The 14,625-nt window shown below is 73.0% G+C and carries 9 protein-coding genes; 4 read left to right on the top strand and 5 right to left on the bottom strand.

Features of this window, described 5'->3' with window-relative positions:
* Nucleotides 1-16 precede the first annotated feature (16 nt).
* Together lhgO and ACFYW5_RS09860 are read right to left on the bottom strand one after the other, a co-directional pair.
* On the bottom strand, nucleotides 17-1,225 hold the full coding sequence (gene lhgO, locus ACFYW5_RS09865; RefSeq protein ID WP_389416450.1) for an L-2-hydroxyglutarate oxidase: 1,209 nt from the start codon (nucleotides 1,223-1,225) through the stop codon (nucleotides 17-19).
* Nucleotides 1,226-1,301: 76 nt separating this feature from the next.
* Nucleotides 1,302-2,726: an MFS transporter gene (locus ACFYW5_RS09860; protein ID WP_389416449.1), complete on the bottom strand. Its 1,425-nt coding sequence runs from the start codon at nucleotides 2,724-2,726 to the stop codon at nucleotides 1,302-1,304.
* Between the two features lie 693 nt (nucleotides 2,727-3,419).
* On the opposite strand from ACFYW5_RS09860, the gene ACFYW5_RS09855 reads away from it, so the two are divergent.
* Nucleotides 3,420-5,519, top strand: a complete 2,100-nt coding sequence (locus ACFYW5_RS09855; RefSeq protein WP_389416448.1) for an asparagine synthase-related protein — start codon at nucleotides 3,420-3,422, stop codon at nucleotides 5,517-5,519.
* Nucleotides 5,520-5,532: 13 nt separating this feature from the next.
* Here the strand turns inward: ACFYW5_RS09855 and ACFYW5_RS09850 are convergent, their stop codons facing one another.
* On the bottom strand, nucleotides 5,533-7,485 hold the full coding sequence (locus ACFYW5_RS09850; RefSeq protein WP_389416447.1) for a sigma-70 family RNA polymerase sigma factor: 1,953 nt from the start codon (nucleotides 7,483-7,485) through the stop codon (nucleotides 5,533-5,535).
* Between the two features lie 290 nt (nucleotides 7,486-7,775).
* Nucleotides 7,776-8,561, bottom strand: a complete 786-nt coding sequence (locus ACFYW5_RS09845) for a TetR/AcrR family transcriptional regulator (RefSeq protein WP_389416446.1) — start codon at nucleotides 8,559-8,561, stop codon at nucleotides 7,776-7,778.
* A 385-nt stretch (nucleotides 8,562-8,946) separates the two neighbouring features.
* Between ACFYW5_RS09845 and ACFYW5_RS09840 the strand changes: the two genes are divergently transcribed.
* Nucleotides 8,947-10,326: an NAD(P)/FAD-dependent oxidoreductase gene (locus ACFYW5_RS09840; protein ID WP_389416445.1), complete on the top strand. Its 1,380-nt coding sequence runs from the start codon at nucleotides 8,947-8,949 to the stop codon at nucleotides 10,324-10,326.
* 214 nt (nucleotides 10,327-10,540) lie between these two features.
* On the top strand, nucleotides 10,541-12,190 hold the full coding sequence (locus ACFYW5_RS09835) for a SpoIIE family protein phosphatase (RefSeq protein ID WP_389416444.1): 1,650 nt from the start codon (nucleotides 10,541-10,543) through the stop codon (nucleotides 12,188-12,190).
* A 1-nt stretch (nucleotide 12,191) separates the two neighbouring features.
* On the opposite strand, the gene ACFYW5_RS09830 is transcribed toward ACFYW5_RS09835, so the two are convergent.
* Nucleotides 12,192-13,469 (bottom strand): MFS transporter, encoded by a 1,278-nt coding sequence (locus ACFYW5_RS09830; protein ID WP_389416991.1) that lies wholly within the window; start codon nucleotides 13,467-13,469, stop codon nucleotides 12,192-12,194.
* Nucleotides 13,470-13,608: 139 nt separating this feature from the next.
* On the opposite strand from ACFYW5_RS09830, the gene ACFYW5_RS09825 reads away from it, so the two are divergent.
* Complete coding sequence (locus tag ACFYW5_RS09825) at nucleotides 13,609-14,160, top strand: MarR family winged helix-turn-helix transcriptional regulator (RefSeq protein WP_389416443.1); 552 nt, start codon at nucleotides 13,609-13,611, stop codon at nucleotides 14,158-14,160.
* Nucleotides 14,161-14,625: the final 465 nt, after the last annotated feature.

The raw sequence follows: 14,625 nt of genomic DNA, 5'->3' as shown, positions 1-14,625 counted from the left end.
GCAGCGGCGGAGCCCGTCACACCGACCCCAGCACCGCCAACGCCCGCCGGGCCACTTCCCGCCCGATCGGCAGGGACGCCGTGGCCGCCGGGGAAGGCGCGTTCAGCACATGCACCGCCCGCGCCCCCTCCTTGATCAGGAAGTCGTCCACCAGCGTCCCGTCCCGGAGCACCGCCTGCGCCCGCACCCCCGCCGCCGCGGGCAGCAGGTCCTCCTCGGTCACCGCCGGCAGCATCCGCCGCACCGCCTGCGTGAACGCCGCCTTCGACACCGACCGCCGCAGCTCGCCCGCGCCGTACCGCCAATGCCGCCGGGCTATCGACCACGACCCCGGCCACCCCAGCGTCGAGGCGAGCTCCCGGGGCCGTACGACCCCCCAGCCGTACCCCTCCCGGGCCAGCGCCGGCACCGCGTTGGGCCCGACGTGGACCCCTCCGTCGATCCCCCGCGTCAGATGCACCCCGAGAAACGGGAACGCCGGATCCGGCACCGGATACACCAGCCCCCGCACCAGCTCGGGCCGCGCCAGCGTGTAGTACTCCCCCCGGAACGGCACGATCCGCATCCCCGGCTCGTCCCCGGTGAGCCGGGCGACCTCGTCGCAGTACAGCCCGGCACAGTTCACGAGCACCCGCCCGCGCACCACGTCCCCGTCCGCCGTGCGCACGGCGACCCCGAGCTCCGGCCGCCGGTCCACCCGGACCACCTCGGCGCCGTACCGGATCTCCGCCCCCGACGCCTCGGCCAGCCGCCGGGCGACCCCCACGAAGTCGCAGATCCCGGTGGTGGCGACCTGTATGGCCGCCAGTCCGCGCACCTCCGGCTCGTAGTCGGCGATCTGCGCGGCGCCCAGCTCCCGCACCGCAATGCCGTTCTCCCGGCCGCGCTGGACCAGCGCGTGCAGCCGGGGCAGCTCCGAGCGCTCGGTGGCGACGATCAGCTTCCCGGTGACGGCATGGGCGATGTCGTACTCGGCGCAGAACTTGACCATCTCGGCGGCACCGCGCACGGCGTACCGCGCCTTCAGCGATCCGGGCCGGTAGTAGATCCCGCTGTGGATCACCCCGCTGTTCCGTCCGGTCTGGTGCCGGGCGGGCCCGGTCTCCTTCTCCAGCACGGTGACGCGGGTACCGGGCGCGGCCCGCGTGATCGCGTACGCCGTGGACAGCCCGACGATCCCCCCGCCGACCACGAGCACATCACCGTCGTATGCGACCGACCGCACCAGCACCACCTCCCGCCTCCGATAGTGCACTGCGCCACTGACAATGCCTTCAAACCCGGGGGAGAGGCGAAGGAACCTACGCCGGAGTCATCAGCAGCGGACGGGCCCGCTCCCGCAGCTCCACCACCCGCGGCTCGTCCCCGTAGGGCTCGAGACGGTGCAGCAGATCCTTCACGTACTCGGTGGTGCGCGCCGACGAGATCCGCCCCGCGACCTCCACCGCCCGCACGCCCTGCTCGCATGCCGCGTCGAGGTTGCCGGACTCCAGTTCGGCGACCGCCGAGACGACCAGCCGCAGCCCGTGCGAGCGCACGAACTCCTCCGTCGGTTTCGACAGGGCCTGCTCCGTGAACCGGCGCACCTGACGCGGCGCCTTCAGATCGCGGTAGCACTCGGCGGCGTCCGCGCAGAAGCGGTCGTAGGAGTAGAAGCCGAGCCAGGAGGGGTCCTGGTCGCCGTCCCGGGAGCGCTCCAGCCAGCCCTCGGCCGCCTTGAGCGCGGTGCCGGCCGCCTGCGCGTCCCCCGCGCGTGCGTGCGCGCGTGCCTCGACGAGCCGGAAGAAGCTCATGGTGCGCGCGGTGGCCAGACCGCGGTTGCGCTCCAGCGCGGCCTGGGCCAGGTCGACGCCCTCGTCACCGAAGCCGCGGTACGTCGCCTGCAAGGACATGGAGGCCAGCACATACCCGCCGAGCGGCACGTCCGCCGCCGCCCGGGCCAGCCGCAGCGCCTGGATGTAGTACCGCTGCGCGGCCTCCTGCTGTCCGGTGTCGAAGGCCATCCACCCCGCGAGCCGGGTCAGTTCGGCGCTAGCCCCGAACAGTGCCCGGCCCACCTCGTCGGAGTAGGAGCCGAGCAGCAGCGGCGCCGCCTCCACCCGTAAGCACTCGGGCACCATGGACGAACGCCAGTCGCCGCCTCCGTACTTGGAGTCCCAGCGCCTGGCGTCCTCGGCGGCCTCCCGCAGTTTCTGCACATCGCTGTGGCCGACTTTCACCGGTGCGCCGGACCCCTCGGCGGGGTTCACCTCGCGCGCCACCGAACTGTCGGCCGGGGTTATCAGCCACCGCGAGGCGGGTGTCGCGTAGGCACTGACCGCGAACGAGCCGGCCAGCGACTGCCAGATGCCGCCGGAGCCGGCGCGCCGTCCGGCGAGGTCGAGACGGTAGAGCTCCGTCGCCGACCGGACCGCCTGGCCGACGTCCCGGGGGAAGGCGAGGCCCACTTCGGGGGCGGGATCCGCGTCCGCCAGGCCGATCTCGTGGAGCGGCACCGGGCGGCCGAGCTTCTGGCCGATGGCGGCGGCGATGAGGTGCGGCGCCGCACCTTGCGGCACCATTCCCTTCGACACCCAGCGCGCCACCGAGGTCTTGTCGTAGCGAAGTGTCAACCCGCGTTGTGCGCCAAGGTCGTTGACGCGGCGCGCGAGGCCGGCGTTGCTGATTCCCGCGAGGGCGAGAACGGCGCCGAGTTTTTCGTTCGGCCCGCGTTGCTCCCTGGACATGCGCCACCCCTCGACACAGACGGCTGCCGCGCTGGCATAACCATGCGGCATTCGTAAACCCAGCGTAGTTCGCCGCATCCCAAGCGTTAAGGGGCATTGTTCCGGATGGCGGGATTGTGGTCCGTACTGAAGTGCGGTTCAGGTACGGACGGTTGCGGCGTGCTCCCGCTGTGTGGCCGTGCGCCCGGGTGTGCGCTCTTCTCCGGCCATCCGGGGAGCGCTTCCATGGATCGTGCGTGGGTCGGCCCGCTGTACTGGATCCAGTGGGCTGGGGGACACCGCCGCCTTCATCCCCGCGGGCGGCGGACCGGTCCGGGGGGCGAGTCCCGCCTCCCGGGCTGCGCGCACGTCAAGTAGTGCGCAGGGCCTGTACGGAGAGTGGCCAAACCTGTTGTCGTCACGCCGATTTGGCCGAAAACCGACCCTGCCTCTTGCGGGTGATTACCGCTCCCACCATGGAAATTGAGGGCGCGAAGGGCGTTCTCGGGGAGTGAATCGGGGGCGCATTCGCGTCGCCCCGGCCGGGTGGTCTCCTTGCTCTGCGCGGGTATGGATGCCCTGTGGGGGCGCCCGCGGGGGCGCACTTCACGGATCCCAAGCGGTGTCACCGCGACTCGGGCACGCGTCCTTCATGGCAGCATGGTGAACCGGTTCGTGCGGTGCACTGGTGGTCCACAGCCTGTGGAGGCGTCGATGCGGTGGTTGGTGGGATGGAGCAGCACCGCCGCGGGAGCCGCCGTGATCGGTTCCGCGGGGGCTACCGGGCCCGACGGCGAGAGCGTGCACCCGGTCGGCTCCCAACTCCTGTGGGGCGACCCCGATCCGCTGTGGGCGGTCGGCGACTGGCGCCCCGACGAGGTGCGCGTGGTGCAGGCCGACCCCCAGAACCGGATCGCCGTCCTCGGCATCTGCGGGGCGAGCGACGAGCAGCTGCGGGTGGGCCTGTTCGCCGCGCGCGGCGGGGCACTTCGGCATCTGACGGCCTGGCCCGGCAGCTACACGGCCGTCGTCCAGGTCGGCCGCAGGGTCATGGTGTGCGGCGATCTGGCGGGCGCCCGGCCGGTGTTCTACACCCCCTGGTCCGGCGGCACCGCCTACGCGACCGCCGCGCTGCCGCTGGCCGACCTCATCGAGGCGAACCTCGACTTCGGTCACCTGGCCGCCCTGCTCGCCGCCCCGGACGTTCCCGCGGCCCTGGACGACTCGACCCCCTACGACGGCGTACGGCGCATTCCGCCGGGGCACGCGCTGATCCTGCGTGCCGGGGCCCGCGAGATCGCCGGGTACGAGCCGGTCGCCTCCCTCGCGGTGGCGGCACCCCCGGCCGACCCGGACAGCGCCGTGGACGCCGTTCGCGACGCGCTGGTGGACGCCGTACGGGCCCGGCTGTCCGCACCCCGGCACGTGCCCGGCGCCGACATCGACCCCGGCCCCGTCCCGGGCATGGGCCCCGCCGAACGCCGCGCCGCGCGCGGGATGCCCGTTCCCGGAATCGGGGCGGACCTCTCCGGCGGCCCGGCCTCCGGCACCCTCGCCCTGCTCGCCGCGGGGCTGCCCGGCATGCCGGGCACCGTGCTCGGCCACGGCACGGGCGCGGGGGAGCGGCTGCTGGCGGTCACCTTCAACGACCTCGCCGTGGGCGGCCGGGAGGCCGAGCTGGAACGGGCGGGCAGCCTCGCGGCCAACCCGCGCCTGCACCACGTGGTGGTGGCGGGCGGCGAGGAGACCCTGCCGTACGCCGATCTGGACGGGCCCCTCACCGACGAACCGGGGCCGTCCCTGGTGACGGCGGCCCGGCACCGGGCGCGGCTGGCCGCGGGCAGCGCGGACCACTTCACCGGCTACGGCGCCCGCCAGGTGCTGGACGCCCATCCGGCCCGGCTGACGGACCTGCTGATGGACCGCCGGCGCAGGCACCTGGTCCGTCCGGTCGCCGCGCTCGCGAGGGCGGACGGCTCGGTGATGGTCCCCGCGCGCGTGTACGGCGCGGCGCGCAAGCTGGCGCGCACGCCGTACCGCACGGGTCTGGAGGCGCTGGCCGAGCGGCTCCTGCACCGGCGGTTCGACGACCCCGGGGGTGCCGTGGGGGCGTCGCTCGCGGCCCTCACCTGGGCCAGACCCGGCCCGGCGGCGCGCTGGCTGACGGGCGAGGCGCTGGCTGAAGTATCGGTTCGCCTGCAAGGGGCGACGCACCGCTCCGGGGTCGGCCCGGGACAGCGCCCCGGCGACTATCGCGCGCGGGCCGCGCTCGCCCGGCACGCGGCGGACCTGCGCGTCCTGGAGCAGGCCGCCGAGATCCGCTTCCAGCGCCTGCACGCGCCGTTCCTCGACAACCAGGTCGTCCGCGCCTGCCGCGCACTCCCCGAGGCCCTGCGCGTACGGCCCGGCGCCCGTGCCGCGATCCTCCGTACGGTCCTGGAGGGCGCGGGCGTGGCCGACCTCCCGCCGGGCTGGGGCGCGACGTCCCCCACCCCGGCGGCGCTGGCGGCCCGTGCGGGTCTGAGGGTGGCGGCGAACGACCTGATGGCCCTCTTCGGCACCCCGCTGCTGGCCCAGGCCGGCCTGGTGGAGGCCCGCGTGGTCCGCAAGGCGCTGCGCTCGGCGGCCGAGGGCGAGCCCCTCCCCCTGGACGGCCTGGCCGACCTGGTCTCCCTGGAACTCTGGCTCAACCGCCTGCTGGCCCGCCGAGGCACCTGCTGGACGGGAACCCCGGCACGCGCGCGTGCGGTCCCCGCGGGAATCACGCCGCAGCGGGGGGCGCTGGGCGCGGGCGCGGGGGCGCGGCGGGCCTAGGGCCACATCCGGCCTACCGGCAGCGGAACTTCGACTCGGCCCAGTCCGCGAGGAGCACGCTGTCGAGGTGGCCGTGCGGCTCCACCACCAGCCGTACCGTCTCGCGTCCCGCGATGCCGACCGAGACGGGGACCGCCGGGTCACCGGCCCTGATCACTCCGGACCGCCACAGCCGTACCCCGTCGGCGTACACGGAGAAGGCGAACTCGCCCAGCGTCAGATTCATGTCGTCGACCCCGACCATGGCCCGGTACGTGGTGCACTCCCGGTTGAGATCGATGGTGACGGAGGACGCGCCGTGCACCGTCACCCCGTGCGTGTACCGCTTCCCGGCGATCGACACCCCGGAGCGCTGCCACACCCAGCTGCTCTCGCCGATGCGCATCTCGGGCCCGGTGCCGTCGCCGTTGACGTCGTACGACAGCTCGCTCCACTGGTACTCGGCCGGCGCGGGTGGAGGCGTCGGTGTCGGGGTGGGCGTCGGCTCGGGCGTGGGGGTCGGCGTCGGACTGGGGGTCGGCGTGGGCTTCGGCTTCGGGGTGGGGGCGGGCGTCGGGGTCGGTGTGGGGGTGGGGGTCGGCTCGGGCGTGGGGGTGGGGGCGGGCTCGGCGGCGAAGACGGGCGGAGGCGGCTGCTCGACCGGCGGCTTGGGGGGCGCGGCCTCCTCGACGACGGGCGCCGGGGAGGTGACCGGCGGCTTGGCGTCCGGCTTCGGCACCGGATCGTCGCCGGCGACCAGCGCGAGGGCCACCGCGGCGGCGGCCACGGCGACCACACCGGCGGCGATGCCGGCCTTCACCGGCGCGCCGAGCCCTTCGGAGGCCGCGGCACCGCCACCGGCGCCCGCCGCACCGGAGGAGGACCCGCCCGCCGCGGCGGCCGCGCCCGCGGCACCCGCGGCGCCCGCTCCGCTGCCGCCCGCGATGAACGCGGCGGCCTTGGCGTACCCGGCGGCGCCGAACCACCCGATGACCGCGACCGGCACGACCGCCGGGATACCCCCGGCGACCTCCTTGATCTGGCCCGCGGCCAGCCGGCACTTGGCGCACTCCTCCAGGTGCTTGCGCAGCCCGCGCTCGGCCCGGGTGCGCAGGCCCCCGCGGGCGTAGGCGCCGAGCCGGTCGGCGTAGCGGGCGCACTCCTCGTCGCCGGCGAGGCTGGCGCTGACATGGGCCTGGAGATAGGCCTGCTTCAGGCCCTCGCGGGCCCGGCTGGCGAGCACGCGCGTGCCGTTGGCGTCGAGCCCGAAGAGCGGGGCGACCTCGCTCGGCGACTCGTCCTCGACCTCGGTGTGCCACAGCACGGCCTGCCAGCGCTCCGGCAGCGACCGGAAGGCCTGCATGGCCATCGACCGCTCGGCCTCGTGCATCGCGCGCACCTCCGCGCCCAGCTCCAGGGTGTCGTCGTCGGACACCTCGGAGGAGCGCGCCGCCTGGGAGGCGAACACCGCGAAGTCGTCGACCAGTTGCTCCCGCTTCGCGGTCTTCGTCCAGGTGGCCGCGACGCGCCGGACCGAGGTCAGCAGATACGCGCGTACGGCGTGCTCGGGGCCGGTACCGCCCCGGACCGCCTGGAGCATCCGGGCGAAGACCTCGGCGGTGAGGTCGTCCGCGGTGTGGTCGTCGCGGCAGCAGGTACGGGCGTACCGGCGGACCGCGTCGGCGTGCCGGCGGTAGAGCTCCTCGTAGGCCGAGTCGTCGCCCGAGCGCATCCGCCCGATGAGATCGGCGTCCGACAGCGGCAGGTCCCTGGGCGGGGGCAGGACGCTGTCCTCGCGTCGATCCCGCTGTGCCGGGACGCTGCCCTCCACGGGCTCGCCCCCCTGGGCGGGGATCGGGGCCACCAACGGCTCGCCGCCCAGCGGCAGATCCGCCCGCCCGCCCTGACTCGGCACATGAGGCGAGGCCGGGCCGTCGTCCTCCGCGTCACCGTCACCGAGTGACCCGTCCCGCCCGTCAACGCCCATCGCGGAAAGCCCCCGCCGCAGCCCAACCAGTCCCGAACACCGGGTCAGAGTGCCATACCGGATTTTGGTCGGCGGCCGACAGCGGGGGCCATCCACTCGTCCGTGGGGACTTCACGCGAACCAGTACTAGCGGTCACCCGAACGGGGAAGGCGCAAATGACGTCCCCTGGGCGGGAGTTGGGCCGCTTCCCGGACTTCCCGACGGGCTTTTCCAGGGTGTCCGAGGCGGGAGCGCGCACGGCGTCCCCGCCTCCTCGTCACCTGTTCGGGTCACCCCGTCGGCCGCCGGGTCAGGACGGCCGCGAGCGCAGCCCCTCCAGCAGGATGTCCAGCAGCCGTGCCGAGGCCGCTGCCTGCTGCGCCGGGTCCGGCAGCGAGGGCGCCGCCGTCGCGATCACCAGCAGGACGTCCGCCACCGACACATCGGCCCGCAGCTCACCGGCCGCACGCGCCCGGTCGACGAGCTGCCCCACGACCTCCAGCAGCGCCGAAGCCCCGGCGTCGTCATCGGCCGGCCCGGCCGGACCCGGAGTCTCCCCCGGCACCAGCCGCAGCTCGCCCGCGCCCGGCTGCGTCCGCTGCTGCGGCACCCGCGCCTCGTCGTACCCCGGGTCGTCCTCCGCGACCCCGACGCGCAGCACCTGCGGCGGCAGCAGCCGCCCGGCACCGGACGCCACCGACGTCCGCAGGAAGCGCGAGAGCGCCGACCACGGCTCGTCCTCCTGCCCGAGCGCCGCCCGGGCCTGATCGGTCAGCCGGGAGGTCTCCTCCTCGGCTATCCGGCGCACCAGTACGTCCTTGCTCGGGAAGCGGCGGTACACCGTCCCGACGCCGACCCGTGCGCGCCGGGCCACGTCCTCCATGGGCGCGCCGTATCCCAGCTCGCCGAAGACCTCCCGCGCCGCGCGGAGCACGTGCTCCAGATTGCGCTGTGCGTCCACCCGCAGCGGTGCCGTCCGCGCACTCTCGCGTCCGTTCCCCGCCGCACCCATGGCTCCACCCATCGTCGCGCCGATCGCTCCGCCGCCGGAAGCGATGGCGGACGTGGACGACCAATGAGAGTCCTGAACATGCATAAGCGTTCCCCCGGTAATGACGTCTCCCCCCGGAGACACCCCCGTCATTCGACAGCCGGAGCGTTGTGGAACATGCCCGGACCCGAGCCCGCCCGTCGCGAAGCCGTTGAGCCCGACGAGCGCATCCCCCTACACCCCGTCGACACACGAACATAGTTGAGAGGGAGTCAATTCAGAAGGGGCACGTTCCGCACAGAGCGCCCCCCGATCGGCGTACGGATCACAAACGTCCCGGTTGCGCCCCCTGCGGCCCCCCGGCGCACACCGGTTGACCTGCGGATCTTCCTCGTACTCCGGTAATTCGGCCAACCCGGCCTCGCGATGGCTCGCGGTCACACAAATTGCTGAGGCTGTGGACAAACTCAAGCGCTGGGTGCGTCATGGGATGGTGAAGGAACGTGCGCGCATTCTCGTTGTCGGTGGTGGCTACGTCGGGATGTACACGGCCCTGCGACTCCAGCGAAAGTTGAAACCGGAACTCAATCGCGGAGAAGTCGAGGTCACAGTCGTCTCACCCGACCCGTACATGACCTATCAGCCCTTCCTTCCCGAGGCGGCGGCCGGTTCGATCTCCCCCCGCCATGTCGTCGTACCGCTGCGCCGCGTCCTCGGCCGGTGCCGGGTCGTCGTCGGCGAGGTCCGCTCCATCGACCACGCCGCGCGCACCGCGACCCTCACCACCCTCGCCACCGAGGAGGAGGGCGCCGGCACCGAACAGATCGCCTACGACGAACTCGTCCTCGCCCCCGGCTCGGTCTCCCGCACCCTTCCCGTCCCCGGACTCGCCGACCACGGCATCGGGTTCAAGACGGTCGAAGAGGCCATCGGACTGCGCAACCACGTCATCGAGCAGATGGACATCGCCTCCTCCACGCGCGACCCCGCGATCCGCGACGCGGCCCTCACCTTCGTCTTCGTCGGCGGCGGCTACGCGGGCGTGGAGGCGCTCGCCGAGCTGGAGAACATGGCCCGCTACGCCGCGCGGTACTACCACAACGTGCGCCCCGAGGACATGAAGTGGATCCTCGTCGAGGCCTCGGACCGCATCCTCCCCGAGGTCGGCGAGAAGATGGGCCGCTACACGGTCACCGAACTGCGCCGCCGCAACATCGACGTACGCCTGAAGACCCGGCTGGAGTCCTGCGTCGACCGGACCGCGGTGCTCAGTGACGGCGCCCGCTTCCCGACCCGTACGGTCGTGTGGACGGCCGGCGTCAAACCGCACCCCCTGGTCGCCGCCACCGGCCTCCCGCGCACCGAACGCGGACGGCTCAAGTGCACCGCCGAGCTGACGATCGAGGGCGCCCCGCACGCGTGGGCCGCGGGAGACGCCGCCGCCGTCCCCGACGTCACCGCCGAGCGGCCCGGCACGGAGACCGCCCCCAACGCCCAGCACGCGCTGCGCCAGGCCAAGGTCCTCGGCGACAACATCGCGCACGCCCTGCGCGGCGAGCCGCTGGAGACGTACTCCCACAAGTACGTCGGCTCGGTGGCCTCCCTCGGACTGCACAAAGGCGTCGCACACGTCTACGGGCGCAAGGTGAAGGGCTACCCTGCCTGGTTCATGCACCGCGTGTACCACCTGAGCAGGGTGCCCACCTTCAACCGAAAGGCCCGGGTCCTGGCCGAATGGACGCTGTCCGGGCTCTTCAAGAGGGAAATCGTCTCCCTCGGTTCACTCGAACACCCCCGAGCGGAGTTCGAACTCGCGGCCGGTGGAAAGCATTCTGTCGACACCGACAACGACCCGAAGGGGTCGTCCTGACCGGACCCAGGAACTCCACCGGCCGGGCAGGCGTCTGACGGTTGTCGGCCCGATCCGCCACACTGCCAGACTGACCCCCGACGCCGGACGGGCAGCCGCCCGCCCCCGACTCCCACGACACCGTCCCCGCAGCGCTGCATCCCCGGGGAGCCACCACCCAGACCCCCGCCCGGGTCCGGAGCTGGCCGAAGACGACGACACGAGGCAAGGATTCGTGAACTTCACGCGCTGGAGCGCCCGGCTCCCCGGAACGCAGCGCCGCGCCGCTGCGCGGACCGAACACGCGGTCCCCGCGGAGCGGCGCGGCGAGAGCGCGGGCTCCGTCCCCGCGGCCAGAGCCGAGCAGCTCACCGACGACGCCCCGCCCGTCCCCGCCCTCGACGAACTCCCGGCACGCGAAGTGCTCGACCGTGTCCCGGCCCTCGTCGCCCTGGTCCACGGCACCGACCACCGCCTGGCCTACGTCAACGGCGCCTACACCGCCGCCTTCGGCGTCCGCCCGCTCGGCGCACCGGCCCGCGAGGCCCTGCCGGAACTGGACGGACTGGGCCTGCTCCCGCTCCTGGACCAGGTCCTGCGCAGCGCCAAGCCCCGCACGGTCAAGTCCCGCAGGGCCCCCGACGGCCGCTCCTACACCTTCACCTGCACCCCGGTCGCCGAGGGCGACGGAGGAGTGCTGGTCTTCGCCACCGACGTCACCGACCACGCCGAGGCCGCCGAGCGCCTGCGCGCCAGCGAACGCCGCCAGCGCGAGACCGCGGTGACGCTCCAGCGCTCCCTGCTCCCCCAGGAACTCGAACAGCCGGACGACCTGCGCATCGCGGCGACCTACCAGCCCGGCGGCACGGAAGCCGCGGTCGGCGGCGACTGGTACGACGTCATCACCCTCGGCGGCGGCCGTACGGCGCTGGTGATCGGCGACGTCATGGGCAGAGGCGTGCGCGCGGCGGCCGTCATGGGCCAACTCCGCACGGCGGTCCGCGCCTACGCCCGCCTGGACCTGCCCCCGCACGAGGTACTGCAGCTGCTGGACGGCCTCGCCACCGAGATCGACGCCAACCAGATCGCCACCTGCGTCTACGCCATCCACGACCCGAACGAGGGCCGGCTGGTGTACGCCTCCGCCGGCCATCTGCCGATCCTGGTCCGCGACGAGAGCGGCACCGTGCTGCGCGCCGACGAGCCGACCGGCCCGCCGCTCGGCACCGGCGGCTGGATGCACGCCTCGGGCTCGATCCCGCTGAGCCCCGGCTCCACCGGGGTCCTCTACACGGACGGCCTGGTGGAGCGCCGGAACGAAGACCTGGACGAGGGCATCGCGTCCCTGGAGCGCGCCCTGGCCGGCGCCACCGGCACGCCCCAGGTCGTCTGCGACCGCCTGGTCCGCTCCGCGGGCGTCACCGCGGACCACGACGACGACGTGGCGGTCCTGGTGTTCCAGCACCCGGCCCGCACGGGCCCGGACGGCGACCTGTTCCGCAACGCCGCCCTGGAACTGCTCGGCGGCGTGGAAGCGGCCCCCCGCGCGCGTGCGTTCGCCTCCGGCGTCCTGACCAGCTGGCGGTTCCCGACGGACCTGCACGACCTGGGCGTCCTGGCGGCCAGCGAACTGGTCGCCAACAGCCTCCAGCACGGCACCCCGCCCATGCGCCTGCGGCTGCGCCGCACCGACCGCCGCCTGATCGTCGAGGTCACCGACGGAGACGACCACCTCCCGCGGCGCCGCCGCGCGGACCCGGCCGACGAGTCGGGCCGGGGCATCGCGATCGTCGCGACGATCGCCTCCGCGTGGGGATCCAGACGGACCCCCGGCGGCGGCAAGGCGGTGTGGTGCGAGTTCGCCCTGCCCAAGGGCGGCGCCTGACTCAGACGTGCGCCGGAGCCTGGCCCTCGGCCGGAGCCCCCCGCTGCGCCACCACCCGGCTCCGCGCCGACGCCGGCTGATCCTGTACGGCGGTCAGCTGCCGCCCCAGCCGCAGCGCGAGCCAGGTGATGCCGAGGGAGAACAGCAGGAACGTCACGATGTACGGCGCGTGCAGCGCGGCCCCCATCGGACCGCCCACCGCCGGACCCACCGCCAGCGCGAGCTGCTTCACCAGGGCGAACGCCGAGTTGTACTGGCCCGCCATCCCCTCCGGCGCGAGATCCGCCACCAGCGGCGCGACCGTCGGCGACAGCATCGCCTCACCCAGCCCGAACAGCGCGTACGTCGCCACGAACGCCGCCGTCGCCATCTCCTGGCTGCCGTGCCCGAGCCCGGCGTACCCCGCCGCGACCCACGCCACCGCCCAGATCAGCCCCACCGCGGCGATCACCCGGGACCGCCGCCGCCGCTCGACGAACCTCAGCACCGCGAACTGCGCCACGACGATCACCGCCGTGTTGGCGGCCAGAGCCGTCCCGAGCGCCGAGGTGGAGATCCCGGCGGCCTCCACGCCGTAGGCGCTCAGCCCCGACTCGAACTGGCCGTAGCAGGCGAAGAACAGCACGAAGCCCAGCACACACAGCTGCACCATCGCCCGGTTCCCGAGCAACTGCTTCCAGCTGCCCTTCGCCGACCGCGCCGGAGCGGCCCCGATCCGCGGCGCGCGCGGCATCCGCACGGTCGCCATCACCACGACCAGCAGCAGGAACATCGCCGCCTCGATCGCGAAGAGCAGGGTGAAGGAGGAGACCCGGGTCGTGTCCACCAGGTGACCGCCGATGAGACCACCGACACCGAGACCCAGGTTCTGCAGGAAGAACTGCGTCGCGAAGGCCCGCGACCGGGTCTCCGCCGTCGACACGTCCACGATCATCGTCGCCAGCGCCGGCTGCATCACGGCCTGACCGGCCCCCAGCGCCGCCGCCGACAGCAGTACGGCCGTGGCGTTCCCCGCCAGGCCGAGGCTGAGCGCGCCGATCGCGGCGGTGACGAGGGCGGCGAGCAACACCGGAAGCGGGCCGCGCCGCACGATCGCCCGCCCGGCGAACGGCAGCACGACCAACGCGGCCACGGCGAACACGGCGAGCACAAGACCCGCCGTGACGGCACCAAGACCCCGCACCTGCGCCACATAGACGTACAGATACGGGACCGTGAAGCCGAGCCCGAACGCGCTGAGTGCGTTGCCCACGTGGATCCGGCGCATCGCGGCGCCCATCGCCCTGGTCACGTTCACCCTCTCAAGTAGTTAGGCCTGAAGTGGTTAGACCTCAAGACTTCAAAACTAAAGTTCGAACCTAAAGAGTACACATCCAAGGACTTCAACGCCAACTAAAGGCCATGCGATACTGCGACGCATGGGCGACACCTCCGGCCTCAGCAACGAGCCGACACTCGAAGAGCAGATCGCCGCCTACCAGCGCGAGTTCCAGGACCTCGACCCACAGGTCGAGAAGATCGTCTCGGCGCTGTCCCGGCTGAACCGCCGCATGAACGTCGCCTACGGCCGCCAGACCGCCACGCTCGGCATCAGCAACACCGAGTGGGAGGTCCTCAAGGCCCTCGTCCTGTCCGGCGCTCCGTACCGCCTGGGCCCGAGCGAGCTCGCCAAGCGCCTCGGCCTCACGCCGGCCGCGATGACCCACCGGATCGACCGCATGGTCGCCGAGGGCCTGGTCACCCGGGCGCGGGACGAGTCCAACCGGGTCCGCGTCATCGTGGAGCTCACGACAGAGGGCCGGGAGAAGTGGACAGAGGCCATGCGCCTCGCCTCGGGCTTCGAGGAGGACCTGCTCCAGGACCTCTCCGCGGAGGAGCGCACGGCCCTCGGTGAGGTGCTCACCCGGCTGCTGCGCAGGGTGGAGCACGCCCAGCCGGACGCCGGCGGGCGACTGACCGACCTCGATTAAAGATCTTGACAGGGGTCGCTTGACACCCCCCTGCCCGATCCGTAGAGTTCTTCGGGTTGCCGCCGAGCTGTAACGGTTCTCCGGTAGCACCTCAGCCGCATGAGCGGCATCTCAAATCACCAGCACGAACTCTCAGCCGGGATGAATTCGGCGTGCCCGAATTCAATTCGAATGGGGCTCGGCGGTCCGATTAGGAACTGCCGGGGGAATCCGCTAAGGTTTGAGACGTCGGAACGGCCCGCAACGGCCGCGAGGACAAGCCTGGTTGACAGGGCGTCAGACACCGAGAGGGTCTGATAAAGTCGACATCGCCGGAAGGCCGAGAGGCCGGAAAGCGAATCCCGCCGACAGGGAATCGGAGCCGAAAGGGTCTGATAGAGTCGGAAACGCAAGACCGAAGGGAAGCCCGGAGGAAAGCCCGAGAGGGTGAGTACAAAGGAAGCGACCGTTCCTTGAGAACTCAAC

The sequence above is a fragment of the Streptomyces sp. NPDC002779 genome, assembly GCF_042888685.1.
Lineage (GTDB): Bacteria > Actinomycetota > Actinomycetes > Streptomycetales > Streptomycetaceae > Streptomyces.
Note: the sequence above shows the minus strand (reverse complement) of the source record. Positions and strands in the feature narration are given on the sequence as shown.